17 protein-coding genes are annotated in these 14,351 nt (G+C 46.9%); 1 reads left to right on the top strand and 16 read right to left on the bottom strand.

Annotation, left to right across the window (positions count from 1 at the left end):
- Positions 1 to 2: 2 nt before the first annotated feature.
- The 12 genes from EDD77_RS03640 to EDD77_RS03695 form a co-directional block, all read right to left on the bottom strand.
- A complete protein-coding gene (locus EDD77_RS03640) occupies positions 3 to 593 on the bottom strand; it encodes a TetR/AcrR family transcriptional regulator (RefSeq protein ID WP_058966876.1) in 591 nt (196 codons plus the stop codon).
- A gap of 589 nt (positions 594 to 1,182) precedes the next feature.
- Positions 1,183 to 2,394, bottom strand: a complete 1,212-nt coding sequence (locus EDD77_RS03645; protein ID WP_058966878.1) for a tyrosine-type recombinase/integrase — start codon at positions 2,392 to 2,394, stop codon at positions 1,183 to 1,185.
- A 143-nt stretch (positions 2,395 to 2,537) separates the two neighbouring features.
- Complete coding sequence (locus tag EDD77_RS03650; protein ID WP_058966880.1) at positions 2,538 to 3,770, bottom strand: tyrosine-type recombinase/integrase; 1,233 nt, start codon at positions 3,768 to 3,770, stop codon at positions 2,538 to 2,540.
- 61 nt (positions 3,771 to 3,831) lie between these two features.
- Positions 3,832 to 4,068: a hypothetical protein gene (locus EDD77_RS03655; RefSeq protein WP_058966882.1), complete on the bottom strand. Its 237-nt coding sequence runs from the start codon at positions 4,066 to 4,068 to the stop codon at positions 3,832 to 3,834.
- 9 nt (positions 4,069 to 4,077) lie between these two features.
- A complete protein-coding gene (locus EDD77_RS03660) occupies positions 4,078 to 4,608 on the bottom strand; it encodes a type II toxin-antitoxin system PemK/MazF family toxin (RefSeq protein ID WP_058966884.1) in 531 nt (176 codons plus the stop codon).
- A gap of 794 nt (positions 4,609 to 5,402) precedes the next feature.
- Complete coding sequence (locus EDD77_RS03665) at positions 5,403 to 6,758, bottom strand: sensor histidine kinase (RefSeq protein ID WP_058966886.1); 1,356 nt, start codon at positions 6,756 to 6,758, stop codon at positions 5,403 to 5,405.
- Positions 6,749 to 7,408, bottom strand: a complete 660-nt coding sequence (locus EDD77_RS03670) for a response regulator transcription factor (protein ID WP_058966887.1) — start codon at positions 7,406 to 7,408, stop codon at positions 6,749 to 6,751. The genes EDD77_RS03665 and EDD77_RS03670 overlap by 10 nt, the downstream gene beginning before the upstream one ends.
- 18 nt (positions 7,409 to 7,426) lie before the next feature.
- Entirely contained in the window at positions 7,427 to 7,792 is a 366-nt protein-coding gene (locus EDD77_RS03675; protein ID WP_077138627.1) for a YccF domain-containing protein, read from the bottom strand.
- Positions 7,793 to 7,806: 14 nt separating this feature from the next.
- Positions 7,807 to 8,559, bottom strand: coding sequence for a lantibiotic immunity ABC transporter MutG family permease subunit (locus EDD77_RS03680; RefSeq protein ID WP_058966891.1), 753 nt, complete (start codon positions 8,557 to 8,559; stop codon positions 7,807 to 7,809).
- Entirely contained in the window at positions 8,552 to 9,283 is a 732-nt protein-coding gene (locus EDD77_RS03685; protein ID WP_058966893.1) for a lantibiotic immunity ABC transporter MutE/EpiE family permease subunit, read from the bottom strand. Before EDD77_RS03685 ends, EDD77_RS03680 begins: the two co-directional genes overlap by 8 nt.
- On the bottom strand, positions 9,283 to 9,990 hold the full coding sequence (locus EDD77_RS03690) for a lantibiotic protection ABC transporter ATP-binding protein (RefSeq protein ID WP_058966895.1): 708 nt from the start codon (positions 9,988 to 9,990) through the stop codon (positions 9,283 to 9,285). Before EDD77_RS03690 ends, EDD77_RS03685 begins: the two co-directional genes overlap by 1 nt.
- Before the next feature lie 304 nt (positions 9,991 to 10,294).
- Complete coding sequence (locus EDD77_RS03695) at positions 10,295 to 10,678, bottom strand: RNA polymerase sigma factor (RefSeq protein ID WP_341439676.1); 384 nt, start codon at positions 10,676 to 10,678, stop codon at positions 10,295 to 10,297.
- Positions 10,679 to 11,272: 594 nt separating this feature from the next.
- Here EDD77_RS03695 and EDD77_RS03700 point away from each other — a divergent pair.
- Positions 11,273 to 11,605 carry a helix-turn-helix transcriptional regulator gene (locus EDD77_RS03700; RefSeq protein WP_058966898.1) on the top strand — a complete coding sequence of 111 codons (333 nt, stop codon included), beginning with the start codon at positions 11,273 to 11,275 and terminating at the stop codon, positions 11,603 to 11,605.
- Positions 11,606 to 11,655: 50 nt separating this feature from the next.
- On the opposite strand, the gene EDD77_RS03705 is transcribed toward EDD77_RS03700, so the two are convergent.
- The 4 genes from EDD77_RS03705 to EDD77_RS03720 form a co-directional block, all read right to left on the bottom strand.
- Entirely contained in the window at positions 11,656 to 11,829 is a 174-nt protein-coding gene (locus EDD77_RS03705) for a cysteine-rich KTR domain-containing protein (protein WP_058966900.1), read from the bottom strand.
- Between the two features lie 81 nt (positions 11,830 to 11,910).
- Complete coding sequence (locus tag EDD77_RS03710; RefSeq protein ID WP_242868483.1) at positions 11,911 to 12,330, bottom strand: hypothetical protein; 420 nt, start codon at positions 12,328 to 12,330, stop codon at positions 11,911 to 11,913.
- A complete protein-coding gene (locus EDD77_RS03715; RefSeq protein ID WP_058966902.1) occupies positions 12,330 to 13,034 on the bottom strand; it encodes an ABC transporter ATP-binding protein in 705 nt (234 codons plus the stop codon). The genes EDD77_RS03710 and EDD77_RS03715 overlap by 1 nt, the downstream gene beginning before the upstream one ends.
- A gap of 39 nt (positions 13,035 to 13,073) precedes the next feature.
- Positions 13,074 to 14,351: an ABC transporter permease gene (locus tag EDD77_RS03720; RefSeq protein WP_058966904.1), complete on the bottom strand. Its 1,278-nt coding sequence runs from the start codon at positions 14,349 to 14,351 to the stop codon at positions 13,074 to 13,076.

Raw genomic sequence — 14,351 nt, forward strand, 5'->3', positions numbered from 1 at the left:
GTTTATCCCAGCAGATTTCGCGAGCGATACAGCCAGTGCTGCAGCTCTTCCTCGCTTTTCACCTGCTTATAATAGCTTAATACAATGCGGTAATACTCGGTGAGTTCCCGGTCAATCTCCTCTTCCGAAAACTCCAGATAACCGGTGGCCATCATCACCGCCATGGAGTAGCAGTAATAGACCATACGGCGGTGAAGATCGGCAGCCTTTTCCCGGTTCAGCTCCAGACTTGTTTCCAACTGATGAATGGTCTCCGGCGCGTTTGGATCCTCGAACCGCGTCTCCCCTGCCGGGCGCTGGCGCAGATAGACCAGCCGAAACAGATTTTTCTGGCTGCGGGCGAAGTTCAAAAAGGAAACTGCCACCTGCTTGTAACTGCTGGCCTGCGCCCGCAGATAATGCTCCCGCACATAGTCAATAAGAGCCGTGTGCAGAGCATCCATGCTTTCGAACGCGGAGTAGATGGGCTGGGTGGAGCAGCCCATGGCCCGGGCCAGACTGCGCACCGAAAGCGCCTGCGGCCCCTGCCCGGCCACCAGAGCGGCGGCAGCCTCCAGAATATCCTGTTGAAAAATTCGCTTTTGCGGCGGCAAACCCACATCACCTCTTCTTGCACCGCGTAAAATAACAGGTGTTATTTTATACCTATCCTACTACAGCTGCCCATCAAAAACAACCCACTTTGCGGATTTATTAACATGCAATTGATGTCTTTGTTTGCTTGCACAAAAACACTTTTCTCTTTTATGCGCTCACCACAAATGATTTGTGTCTCTTTTCCGGCCACCTTCTCCAGTTCTAGCGGCAAAAAATCCGAAAAGAGTTGAAGCCTTTACGATCCCAACCATTGGAACACCGCTTTCCGTTATCCTTTTTGGTAACCACTGCCCCCTATTTTGGGGGCTTCGATCGTTTTTCATCCCACGGAGGACAGTCTGCCAACAGCTTTCTCCCCTATTTTTAAAATGTAAACACGAAAGAAAAACCCCGGAAATCCGAGGATTTCCAGGGTTTTTGAAGGTTTCTGATAACGATTAGCGCTTGCTGAACTGGGGAGCGCGACGGGCAGCCTTCAGACCGTACTGGCGTACAGTTTAGCGCCTGTTTTCCTTGATTTTATGGGCTTTTTGGCCTCTGCCCTCAAATGTTGCCCCAGTATTTAATCATAAAAATGGGGGCATTTTAGGCACCAACAGATGGAGCAAATGCAGCATTTACAACACTCAGAAGTTCCTCCGGTTTATTATACTTCACCTGCGCGTAAATGTCCATAGTCGTCTTACTGTTTTCATGCCCGGCAAGATATTGAACAGTTTTTGGGTCAATGCCTGCATACAGCAGGTTAGTAATATAGGTGTGACGAAGTTGATGTGGGGTTACATCAAAGTCAATGGCATACACTAACTTCGGGTTATTTTTCTGATGACTGCCAGGGGTAGGCGTTACCGTACACTTCACGCACTGGCCATTTACATACTTATAATAGTTATGGGGTTTCGTAGAGCGAACGGTTACATATTTCCATACCCGCTGAAACTGCGAAGATGAAAGAGGATTTCCATTTCTGTCAGCAACCACATATTCCGATTCGGTTTTCTCTTTCACTTCCCGCAGGCAGTCTGTCAAACACTTTGGGATCGGAATATCTCTCCGGGCCGCCTTCGTTTTCAGCGTTGTGGAAATCACCGGCCTGTTATTTTCTGAGCGCCATGCTCTCCGTACAGAGATGTACGGCGTAGGAACATCCAGAAATACGCAGTCCCATTGCAGTCCCAAAATTTCTTCGCGCCGCAGACCGGAATATAAAGCGATCATTATAAAGGTATAGGGTGGAAGTCCTCGGACAGTATCTAAAAGCAGCTTCACTTGCTCATCCGTCAAGGCATTTATCTTTTTCCCCGGTTTTCCCCCTTTGGCCGAGAGTCCCTCACAGGGATTATATTCAAGTAACTGGCTTCGCTCTGCCGAATAAAAGACACATTTCAGGAGCATATTTACCTTACTATACAATCCAGCAGATTTTGAAGCCAATGGAATCATCGCAAGCCGAATATCGTCTGCAGTCACATCCTCAAGATACATATCGCCTAAAGGCTTGACAATATAGTTGTTCATGGTCTGGGTATATCCTCTCAACGTGCCGGAAGATACCTTTGCCGACTGCATGAGCAGCCACTTCTCGCAATACTCTGCCACCGTTGGATGTTTTCTGCGGAAAACCGCCTCCTCTACCTGGCGTCGGGCCTCCATCTCCTTTAGCTGGAGTTCCTCGCAGGTTTCAGCATACAAGTCCACTCTCTTTCCATCGGCATCGGTGATCCGAGTCCTGTAATATTGAATACCCCTCCGCATGGTAGTGCCATACCGGGGAACATTTTCTTGTTTTTTCGCCATGATTTCAGTTCCTTTCTATTTAATATGTATTTCAGCGCCGATACCTTCTTTATACTGAAAAATCATGGCTCTATCAAAGGTGCGATTCTGGGAAACGCAAAGGGCGGGGAACACTCCCCGCCCTTTGTACGTTTTCCGTCAAATTATTGTGCCGCTTCGTATTCACCGCCATCCCATTCTGCAAAGGCTCCGCTTAAAACTCCTGCCAGTTGCTCCGGCTTGTTGTACTTTACCTTCGCATAAATGTCCATCGTGATCTTACTGCTCTCATGGCCAGCCAAGTATTGAACTGTTTTCGGGTCTACCGAAGCATGAATCAAATTTGTGATGTAGGTATGACGAAGCATGTGTGGCGTAACCTCAAAATCCAAGCTATATACCACATGACCATTGTTCCGTGCTTTTTCACCCAGCTTCGGGTAAAGCATATACTTCACATATTTCCCGTCCACAAGTTTGCGAGCTACCCTCGGTTTTGCTGTCCGTGTCACGATATACTGCCAAAGCCGCTTAAACTGCGTATAAGACAACGGCTCTCCATCCTGGTTGGCAATTACATAGTCTGATGTCGATTTTTTCTTTGCCGCTTTCAAGCACTCTGCCAAACGATCCGGGAGAGGGATATTCCGCTCCGCAGCCTTCGTTTTTAACTCTGTGAGAATGACCGGCCTGTTATGTTCCGTGTGCCACGCACGCCGGACCGTCAGATACGGCGCTTCTGTATCCAGATATACTGAATCCCATTGCAGCGCAAGGATTTCTTCCCGCCGCAGTCCGGCATACAGACCAATCATCACAAATACATAGGGCGGCAACCCGCGAATGGCGTCCAAAAGCCGTTCTACCTGTTCATCCGTCAAAGCCTGCCGCTCCTCCTGCGGAACGCCTCCGCCTTTTGCCTCAAGGTATATCGTCGGGTTTGTATCAATCACATGGCTCTCCTTGGCCGCCCGGAAGATAGACTTGTAGAGGATTACCACGGACTTATACACTGAAGCTGACTTTTTAGAGACTGGCACAAGGGCAACCTGGATGTCATCCAGGGTTACATCGGCCATTCGTTTCTCACCCAGCTCCTTGATAATATGCCGCCGCACCTTGGATGTATAATCAATCAATGTGGTGGCACGGATATGGACAGACTGCATCAGAAGCCACTTTTCACAATACTCGGCAACCGTGGGGGATTTACGCCGGAATGTGGCGTTGTCGATTTGCTCAAGAGCCGCCATTTCCTTGTCGTAAACTTCCTCGCGGGTTTTTCCGTAAAGAATCACCCGTTTGCCATCTGCGTCCTCAATATCTGTTTTGTAATACTCATACCCATTTATCTGGACTTTGCTGTACCTGGGAATTCGTTTTCTTTTTGCTGCCATTTTTCTACCTCCAAATGCAATCAGTGTTGTATCTTTGTTTTACCAAAACCACACGATTTGCTCAAAGGTGCGATTTGTTTCCTCGCACATTTCGGTAGGTTGCTTTCTTTTCCACAGGTTTTGCCCGATAGGTGCATTTAGCAACATATTCCTGAAGGTAGGCAGAAGTGAAATATACGCACCCATTCGGTACATATTGAATATAGGAAATCAAACCGATGTTTCTGGCTTCATCCAAGGTGGCAAGGCTGATTCCCAACAATTTTGCCGCCTCCTTACGAGTAATCAGCTTTTCCATATCCAATCTTCACTTCCTTTCCTTCTTTTTTACCACTTCATAGTCAAAACCGGGCCGCTGGCCACAGTAGGTGCAGATGTCCTTTTCCACCCGGTCAGGGTGGACCCTGCGCAAATAATAAGAGCCTGTGCCGTAGAAGTTATTGGCACAGGCCGGACAAAGGCACATGATTAAATTTTTCGGCGTTTCTTCAATCAATCCCACGCTGACTGCCAGAGCGCGGTTGAGCCGGCGGATATGCTGTTCCTCCAGATGTCCGATGTACGTTTCCAGCCGTCTTTTATCAATGGTGCGGAGCTGCTCCATCAGCACCAGAGAAGGCAGCTCCAGGCCGTTCTCTGCTTTGAGAAGGTAATGGGTAGGCAGCTTGGCCTTGGCGTCCACTTTGCTGGATATGGCTGCCACAATGACCGTGGGGCTGTGCTTATTTCCAGTATCATTCTGAATAATCAGGACCGGGCGATAACCTTCCTGCTCGGAGCCGATTCCCCGGCCCAAATCGGCATAGTACATATCGCCGCGATGATATGTTCTGTTCATGCTTTATGACCTCCCTTTGAAATGCAGGCGGCTGCTGCCGCCTATGTAGAACCGGACAGCAGAACAGAATGAAGGCCGGGGAGAGATAAAACAATCCTCTTGTTTTCATTGGCCCGTCCTGCTGTACGGCTCATATTTCAAAGCGTTCCTATTTGTCCTCGACACCCCGGAACACTGCGGGAAGTCATCAAACGGCTGGCAGCTCACCAGCTCCACGGGGAATCTCACCCCTCGCGTGGTTCTCACGCAACCGCCCCCATTGCCTGCGACGGATCACGGCGGCAAACCGCTTCAACGCTCGGACGTTAGGCTGGACGGGAGTATCGCTCCGCTGCTGGTCATGGCCGTACCGGGAGCCACCCGGTACTGGCAGCCTGCTGTTTCTCGCTCCTTGCTGGGAAGAACAAACCAAAGACCTACAATTTCTTTTTTCGGTGGTGTCTCGTTGTTTTCTCCCGGCAGATCGCCGCGCAGCCGCTACCTGGGCTTTGGCTTTCGCCAAAGCAGCGGGAATGTGCTTGATGAATGGGTATGCAGTTTTCAAGGTGCCGTGAGGCCATAAAAAGAACCTCTCACCCTATTTGCCGTTGAGGGTGAGAGGTTGCACAACGATTATTCCAAAATTTTTTTATTTTCTTGAGGGCCATCATTTTCCGAACATGAACAGCATTGCAGTACACGCCAGAACACCAGCTATATATTGCCATTTCACAAGTTATGTGGTTATCATAAATTTTAATTTTGAAGATTTCATAAAGATTTGAAAAAAGGGCGGCTTTGAGCCGCCCTTGAAGTCAATATGGAATTGAGATTGTGACCTGTGCGCCGCCAGTTTTTTCGGAATTGCTCAAAATAAGCTGACCTCCGTGTTGAGTAACAATAGAGTTTACCACATAAAGTCCTATCCCATAATGAGATTTAGAATTTCTGCTTTGATCGTCCATATAAAACTGTTCTGTTGCTCGTTTCAATGCCTCAGAAGAAAAGCCACTTCCCGTATCGGTGATAGAGAATAGTATTGCATTATCTTTTTCATTCACATCAAAGAAAACGGTTCCTTTCGCTGGCGTATATTCTACGGCATTTGAGAGGATATTGACAAAAGCCCTTATAAGTTGTTCCCTGTCCACAAAGATATATTCCTGATTGAAATTCTGATTCCATTCCAAATGAACATTTTTTACAACGCATAAGCCTTTTGCCTGTGTATGGATTTCCTGCAATAAGGAAGATACTTTCACATTTTGGCGACAAAAAGGAAAATTCTCTTTTGTTTTCGTCATTTCGATCAAGGTTTCAACATAATCCTGCATTTGGATAACGCTGCCCTCGATATAGTCCGTACATTCTTTCTGATTTTCAGCAAGTTCCGTATCATAAAGCAACTCTGCGTTTCCGCGAATGATGGTTAGTGGTGTTTTCAGATCATGAGCCAAAGCCGAAATCTGATCTTGACGCAATTTATCCGCCTGCCACTGTTCCGCAAGTGACATTCGTAATGCCTGTTTCAAATGTTCCAAAGCATATAAAGCACGGTCTACTTCAAATATACCGCTGCTTTCAATCTTAAAATCCAAATCCTGTTGCTCAATTTTCTGTGTTATGAAAAGCAACTTGTCGATTTTTTTACCCGTATATTTCCCGAACCAATGGGAAATAAGGAACAAAAGAATGATAACCTCAACAATTATCAATCCGACAAGCAATAGATCAGTTGTCGGACAGATCCGCCGAAGTGTGGCATTACTGAATTGTGAAGTCAAACGGTAGCGCAAAAGAATAACTTCATCTCCACGGTTAATAACCAAAACACGGTATGGGGTAATCCGATCCCCTCCATTTGTGACGGCTTCAACCCAAAAAGTATTGGCGGTATCTTCTGATAAAGAACCATCCTGAAATACACCCGTAGGAGAATAAACGGCATAGTCACAAAAGCTGGGGATGTCGGCTTTGTTGAACAATTCATCTGTCTGTATGCTTTCTGCTGCGGCAGCAATCCTATCTTCTATCTGCATAGCGGGGATAATGACCCCAGTGTTTACACAGAGGGAATATAACCCTAAATTGATGGCGATAATTAAAAGGATGCCGCCAGCAACTGCAAATATATACCGCATGAAGATAGAACGTAATTTCTTTACTCCCATTTATAGCCCACCCCCCAAACTGTTTCGATAGGGGATAATTTAACAGCGGCCAATTTACTTCGGATATTTTTTATATGGGTGGCAATTACGCTGTCATCACTTTCCCCATCAAAGCCAAAAACAGCTTCATAAATCTGCTCCCTGGAAAAGACCTGACCTCGATGCAGGGCCAGATATTCACAGATTTCATACTCGCTTTTAGTTAAGGGGAGTTTATTCCCATTTACTTCCGCTTCCTTTGCATTGATGTGAAAAAGTATTCCTGAAATAGATACTGCGTATTTCTTTTCTCTGGTATCTCTGCGTAAGTGTGCATTGACACGGGCAAGCAGTTCATTGGTGCCAAAAGGTTTGGTAATGTAATCGTCGCCGCCAATCCCCAACCCACGAACAATGTCGCTTTCCTGCGTTTTTGCGGTCAAGAAAATAATGGGGCAATCTACACGGGAACGAATTTGATTGCACAATTCAAAGCCGTTTACATCAGGCATCATAACATCTAACAAAATCAAATCGTATCGTCTGAAATCCATATCCAGAACAGCCTTTGCATCTGCTTGAAGTGTTACAATATGAGCGTCTTTTTCAAGAATACGCTTAATCAGTTGCAGCATTGCATTTTCATCATCAACCACTAATATATTTGCCATGTCGATCTCTCCTTTCCCTTAGATTTCTATTACAGTGGCCCCAAAAGGCATGAGGGCGAGTTTGGCAATCTTAAAGCATTGCATCCCAAACGGTATGCCGATGATTGTGCAGCAAAGCAAAACCCCATTTAGAGCCGCTGATATAGCAAGGGGAATACCGCTTATGACAAGCCATAAAATATTTGCCAAAGTAGACATCGCACCGCCGCCATACTGAATTTCCTTTCCAAAAGGGAAAAAGGCAAGAGATGCAAATTTGAAGCATTGCCGTCCAATCGGTATGCCGATAATGGTAATACACCATAGGATACCCGATATTGTCCATGACAAGCCTTGCCAGAGTCCTCCAAATAAAAACCAAATTACATTTCCTAAACAACCCATATTCGACCACCGAATCAATCATTTGCACATTTTCCGCCATATTTTGAAAACCAAATAAGCAGAATGGCAATAAACAGAACCGTCATACCCAAACACATATCTATCCCCAATTTAAGTTCCGCATTGATGGTTGGCAAAACTTGTAGGACGAATTTAAGCGAAAAATCCGTTAAACGTATCCCAAAACCATACGGCAGTACAAACCACAAGCCGGTGCCTAAGCCTGTTTGAAGAAGTGCAGCCAATAAACTGCCAATAGCGCCTATACCTATGCAGATCGTTCTTCCGAACCGAAAAGCCAGAATGATGTGAACCGCATATAATAAAATATTACTGCTCCACAAAGTCAGAACTGGCAACATAAGGGAAGATACTGGCAAAATCAGTTTGGTTCCTGTCACGGGAAGTACCATAATTAACAGGAATGTACTGAACAATATTGCGAACAAGCCGGCGAAAATAAGCAAGAGGAATTTGGATAAAATGGCCTTGGTTCTGGAACGCAGCACTAAAATATTATGACAGTGCCCGGCCCGGATTTCCTGCTCTGCGGCAATCTCGCAAACGATACTGATAACAAAAGGATATGCGATAGCAAAAAGCTGAAAAAAAACCGCAATTTTATTTATATCACTCACAGTCGCAAAGACCGCATAGAGCAACACAAGTGCTACCCCGGAAATTGGAAATAAAATATGTGCCCCAAAAAACGAGGAATTCCGCAACTTGAAAAAATCGCTTTTTACATAATACCATAACTCAATCATGTTTTCTATCTCCTTTAGCGAATAGCCATGCTGTAAGCCAGAAACACAGTACCGCTAAAACTAAGCTGATCCCAACGGCGGGAATGACCGCTCCTGTATTCAAAAGAAAAGAACCGTTTTCAATGGGAATCCCATTAGGGTGCATTTTGAAAAAGGGGCAAACAATACGTGCTGGAATAGCAAACGGATTGAGATAAAACAAATTGATTTCTGCTCCAATCATGGACAAAACAATATTGCAGCCAAAGGAAATCAAAACAGCAATCAGATAATTTGCTTTTTTTGTGAGCCACATAATAAGTGGAAGCTGCCAAATGTAGGTAAGGAACAGCAACATACAGCCACCTAACCCGTTAAGCGGATCAATGTTCATCACAGTAAAAATACCAAAGGCTGTGCAGCCGCCCCACATGACAAGGCTGGTTAAGAAAAGTAATACAGTAACCGCCAGCAGTTTACTGAACCAGATTTTTCTCATGGCAATCGGCAAGCATAAAATGTTCTGATACTGTGTGCGTTTCTCACAGCTAATAATGTTGGCGCACCAAATAGCAATCGTAATTGGCAAGATTAAAGTGTACCACCAATTATAGGCGGTAAGCTGAACAGATTTGCCACTCAAAAAATATCCTAACCCCAAAGTGACAACAGGGGCAGCGATGAATAGCTTTAATGCAAATGTATGACGCATCTTTAATAGTTCGGAGCGGATAAGATGAAACATTAGTTTTTCCCCCTTTCACCATTAGCTGCCACAACACGCATAAAAATTTCTTCCAGATCAGTGCTCTTGTCTATTTTGTTTTCATATCCCAATTTTCCAGCAGCAATAATTCCAATGTGATCTGCAATCTGCTCTACCTCGGATAGAATGTGGCTGGACAGAATTACCGTTATCCCATGCGCCGGAAAAGAACGAATAAGTTCCCGTAGTTCTTGAATACCGATAGGGTCTAATCCATTCGTTGGTTCATCCAAAATCAACAATTTGGGAGATGCCAGTAAAGCAAGGGCAATTCCGAGTCTCTGCTTCATGCCTAAAGAGAAATGTCCCGCTTTCTTTTTCCCTGTGTCTGTAAGATCAACGATGTGTAAGACTTCATCAATGCGAGTATTCGGAAGTCCAAGTGCAAGGGTTCGCACTTTTAAATTTTCATAAGCGGTCAAGTTTTCATACAGAGGCGGCATTTCAATCAGTGCGCCAATATCCTGCAAATCGGCACGGCTCCATGCGTGACCGTCCATTTCAATACTGCCGGAACTCGGCTTGAGGATGCCTACTATCATTTTCAGAATAGTAGATTTGCCTGCCCCATTCGGCCCCAGCAGGCCATAGACGGAATTTCTCTGAATGTTCAGCGATACATTATTTACGGCCATCTGCCCTTTGAAGTTTTTGCAGAGGTCAGTTGTTTTCAAAATCATATCCATATCTTTTTGTCCTTTCTTTTTGATTTCAAAGATAGAGTACAGGATAACTTTGAAGATTTCATAAAGATTTCAAAAGCGAATATTGTCTACGCATTAAGGCCGCCGAAACGCCAGCCATTTCAAGGCTTTTGGGGCATGGTCGGCGGGCAGGCGGGACAGATTATCCAATCCCCGTCAGAACAGGTTTCTAAATGCGTAGAAAACACCTATTAGAAAACGCCGGATGCGGTGGCCTGCTGCCCCCACACTCGGCGCTTTCTATTTATATTGTCATCGGTTTTTCTCTGCTATGCAGAGTTAATGATTACTGCAAATCTTCTAACAAAGACTTGAGCTTTTTAAGGACCTTCATTTTCCGAACATGAACAGCATTGCGGTACACGCCAAGCTCGTCTGCATATTGCCGTTCTGTCTTTTCCTCAAAGAACAGCGCCTGGATCAGCGCACGTTCCTCTGGAGTCAGCAGGGAAAGCGCGGTATGTAGCCTGTCCACTTCCAGCTTGTGAAGCACCACGCTCTCCACGCTTTCCTGCTCATCGGAGAATTGCTGGGCATTTTCATCCACCAGCCGGTCCAAAGAATCTTCGCGGCTGGGGATGATCTGCACCACTTGGCCCTCCTTTCCGAAAACGAACCGCTCGGTTTTCAAATCGTTCTCAAAATAGCGCATTTTCCGGTCGCCCTGCATATAGGCCCGGTACACTTCATCCGTGACCTCAACATATTGGCCGCGAATCCATATCCTTTTTTTATCAGCGTCCACGCTGTTTTACCTCCGATCAGTCTGAATTGCGAGAAATTCAGACTGGTCGGGCGGCCCCCTACAGCGTGGAAATGATGGGGTTCCTCTATATAGAAAAACGCACCTGCAGAATGGGACAACAGTCCCAACAGCAAGTGCGTTTCTTTTTAGTTCGTGTAAATCATGGCATGATGGTTCAGTATGAAGGGCATAATATCCCGTTGAAAAACGGGAAGTTTTTTTGACCGTACACCGTCAAGCAGGCGGCCTACGACATAGAATCATAATCGCTGCTTCTAATGAGCAGCGGTGCGCAGGATGACCAACGCATGAAATATCCCTCCAGGCCAAAAACGTGGTCTGGAGGGATGGGCATGACAAACCACCCTGCCAAAACCTCGTTTTTTTTATTGGCAGGGTCTGCTATACGATCCCGGTCAGTTCACTTTTCTCCGCACTGTCAGTTCTCTAAAATTTGAACTGCTATGCCATTATAAAACTGGCATAAATCCGTAAAATAGAAGGAGAGGTGAACTGAAAGTGCAGAATGAACATGAAACACTTGGTGAGATTATCAAGAATGCCCGCATAAAAGCAGATATTACGGTCGAAGATCTGGCAGCCAAGGTCGGAGTAACCGAGAGATTTATATATCGTATCGAGAACGAAGGCAAAAAGCCCAGCTACGACATCCTGTACAAGCTGATTCGGGAGCTGTCCATTTTACCCGATCAGATTTTCTTCCCAGAAAAGCAGATTGAGGATTCTGAAATGGAAAGCCTTGTCCGTATGCTGTATAACTGCGATGAGCGTTCTATGCAGATCATCAAGGCGACGGTCCGAGCAGCCTTGGACAGCCAGCCCAAAGAGTGAAAAAGAGCCGATGTCCGTGGGAAATTCTCACAGGTTCATCGGCTCTGCGTCTATGCGTCTGGCTCTTTGATGACAACGATATGTAGTTGTTTCGCCTGGATCAAGCTCTCTCGTTTGCACTTCGGGCAGTAGAGAGGATAATTGATTAAAACCGTATCCTCTCTGATTCGATCACGGGTTTTATTCCCGCAGACGGGACAATAAACCCACTCTGTTTGCTGCATGGGAATCACCTCCGTTCTCCTGTTTTCAAGACATGGCCGAGGGCTTGCGGCTCTGCAAGCCTGCCGGCATGTCTTTTTTATTTATTCTTCCTTTTTCCGGAATCCCCAAGCCTCAAAATCCGCATCGTCCTCCTCCGGCTCCACTTCCTCGGTATAATCGGAACCGGTGGCCGCTGCCGGGGCGTTGAGCATATAGGGCGTGACCTGTACCGGCGCTTCGCTCTTGAGCGCCAGCACCTTGGCGGCTGCCTTGCCGCAAAACACCATGGCGGCGGCAAAGGCGAAATACTGCACACAGCTTGTAAGATAGAGATTCACAATGGCCAGTTCATTTCCCTGCACAGGGACACCCTGCTCAAGCTGCCGAGTGATATTTTGATGGCAGGCCGCCAGGGAGACAAAAGCTGTAATCAGCAGCACCACCGCAAGAGCATAAAAAACTGTGGAAAGGATAGCTCCTTTTTTCGAGGGCTTTGTGATTGGATTGCTGTCCATCTCCATCAATGCGCCCTCCTTTCACTGCGGGGAACGTTGTTCCTGCGGGATTGGGGCTGGGCGGCTCCATCTTGAACGCGCTCCAGAACCTGCAGCTCACCCTTTTTCAGACGGAACACCACATCGGCCTGCTTCGCCAGCTCATTGGAGTGGGTAACGACCACCACACACTTGTTCATCTTGTGGGCGCTCTCTTTGAGAATTTCCGTGATGTCCTGGGCGGTATCCTCGTCCAGATTGCCCGTAGGCTCGTCTGCTAGGATCACCGGGGCCTCACTTGCCAGGGCGCGGGCGATAGCCACCCGCTGCTGCTGGCCGCCGGAGAGCTTCAGCACATTCCGCCTGGCTTCTTCTTTCGTCAGGCCCAGCCGCTCCAAAATGGGCAGCGGCGGCAGCTTGGAAGTCAGCGACACATTCTCCGCGGGGGTCAAGTAGTCGATTAAGTTGTACGCTTGGAAGATAAACGCCACATGTTTTTTCCGATGGTCAGAAAGCCCCGTCTTGGCAATGTCCTGCCCATCGAAGGTTATCTGGCCGCTGCCGGGGCTGTCCAGGCCGCCGATCAGGGAGAGCAGGGTGGTTTTGCCGCAGCCGGAAGGACCCAGGATGGCGTAGAGCTTGCCCTGTTCCATTTCGGCGTTGACGCCTTTTAAGACTTTCTTTTTATTATCGTAGGAATATCCCACTTGCTTGATTTCCATGATACTCATAGTGATTACCTCATTTCGTTATTTTAGGGGTGGATAGTCTTATTCCATCTGAGACAAAATCTGCTTGGGCTTCAACCGCAGGGTGGAAATGCTGGAAACCAGCACCGCCGCCACCAGCAGGATGCCGCCCACGACAGCCACCAGCATAAAGTGTTCCGGCGTGACGATGACATTCTCTGCGGCTTTGCCGAACAGCGTACCCAGGGTGCCGGCAACCTGCTTGCTCGATAGATACGCCAGCGGGAAGGCCACCACTGCGATCAGCAGAGTTTCCAGCACATATTGGAGAATGACCGCAGGCTTGGCGATACCCACCGCCAGCAAAATCCCGGTCTCCCGTTTCCGGCTGCGGATGGACATGGAGAGAATGAGAATTATCAAAACCATGCTCACAGCAGTAATGACAATAATCAGCGTCGTAACCAAAGCGGTTGTGTCAGAGAGAGAACTTGAAATGTTCTGATACACTTCATCGTTGGCTGTAACAATAAAGTTGTTCCAGTTGATAGAAGAAATGCTCTGTACTTCGTTTATCACGCTCTCTAACTGTGCTGCGTCAGTTACATAGAAATCTGCCTCTTGAATTTTGTTGCCATCACCATAATTTACACACATTGCCTCCATCGCAGCTTTGCTACAAAAGGCATAGTTGGAAAAATCCCACATGGTAGACGCATCATACATTGTGGCCTCATCGTTCTTGTCAGCCACTACTTCAAAAATCCCCACAATTTCCATATCCACTTCGGGATCATCGGTATAAGGGTCATTGATTCCAACAACTTTGCTGCCGACTTCCAGTCCATTCTGTTCGGCACGTTCCCGGCTGATGATAAGGCCATTGGTCATATCCTCTGTGATATGGGACCCTTCAACCAATTCAAATCGTCCTGATACGAATAAATCGTTATACTCCGTATTGATAGAGCCATAGGTATAAAAACTGTTGGTGTAGCCCGTTGTAACCACGCTGTCGCCCGTTTCCTTGAAGTAATAAGGCATGGAAACAATCGAGGCATCATATCCGGCAATCCCGTCTACTGAGGCAATCTCCTGAAGCATTTCATCTGAAATAAATTCCTGAGTGCTATATGAGCCGCCATTGCCGCTTGTCCAACCTCCGGTAGATAGGTTTCGTTCCACGGTAAAACTGGTTCCCGTCACACCCCGCAGTTCCTCAGCCTGTTCCTCCTGGGCGTCGGCAATCGCCAGCCCGGAAAGCACCAGGGTGGTAATAGCCAGGAGCAGGAAGAACACCAACAGCGTCTTTTTCCATTTCCGTGCGCTGTATAAAATTGCTCGTATCCCTAAATTCAT

This window comes from Allofournierella massiliensis (genome assembly GCF_004345265.1).
Taxonomy (GTDB): Bacteria; Bacillota; Clostridia; order Oscillospirales; family Ruminococcaceae; genus Allofournierella; species Allofournierella massiliensis.

Coding starts and splice junctions, on each gene's coding strand:
- EDD77_RS03710 (WP_242868483.1), bottom strand. CDS start 12,330: ATGGAGATGGACAGCAATCCAATCACAAAGCCCTCGAAAAAAGGAGCT.
- EDD77_RS03715 (WP_058966902.1), bottom strand. CDS start 13,034: ATGAGTATCATGGAAATCAAGCAAGTGGGATATTCCTACGATAATAAA.
- EDD77_RS03695 (WP_341439676.1), bottom strand. CDS start 10,678: ATGCAGGGCGACCGGAAAATGCGCTATTTTGAGAACGATTTGAAAACC.
- EDD77_RS03675 (WP_077138627.1), bottom strand. CDS start 7,792: ATGGGTTGTTTAGGAAATGTAATTTGGTTTTTATTTGGAGGACTCTGG.
- EDD77_RS03685 (WP_058966893.1), bottom strand. CDS start 9,283: ATGTTTCATCTTATCCGCTCCGAACTATTAAAGATGCGTCATACATTT.
- EDD77_RS03670 (WP_058966887.1), bottom strand. CDS start 7,408: ATGGCAAATATATTAGTGGTTGATGATGAAAATGCAATGCTGCAACTG.
- EDD77_RS03665 (WP_058966886.1), bottom strand. CDS start 6,758: ATGGGAGTAAAGAAATTACGTTCTATCTTCATGCGGTATATATTTGCA.
- EDD77_RS03645 (WP_058966878.1), bottom strand. CDS start 2,394: ATGGCGAAAAAACAAGAAAATGTTCCCCGGTATGGCACTACCATGCGG.
- EDD77_RS03660 (WP_058966884.1), bottom strand. CDS start 4,608: ATGAACAGAACATATCATCGCGGCGATATGTACTATGCCGATTTGGGC.
- EDD77_RS03680 (WP_058966891.1), bottom strand. CDS start 8,559: ATGATTGAGTTATGGTATTATGTAAAAAGCGATTTTTTCAAGTTGCGG.
- EDD77_RS03655 (WP_058966882.1), bottom strand. CDS start 4,068: ATGGAAAAGCTGATTACTCGTAAGGAGGCGGCAAAATTGTTGGGAATC.
- EDD77_RS03650 (WP_058966880.1), bottom strand. CDS start 3,770: ATGGCAGCAAAAAGAAAACGAATTCCCAGGTACAGCAAAGTCCAGATA.
- EDD77_RS03690 (WP_058966895.1), bottom strand. CDS start 9,990: ATGGATATGATTTTGAAAACAACTGACCTCTGCAAAAACTTCAAAGGG.
- EDD77_RS03720 (WP_058966904.1), bottom strand. CDS start 14,351: ATGAATTTAGGGATACGAGCAATTTTATACAGCGCACGGAAATGGAAA.
- EDD77_RS03705 (WP_058966900.1), bottom strand. CDS start 11,829: ATGCAGCAAACAGAGTGGGTTTATTGTCCCGTCTGCGGGAATAAAACC.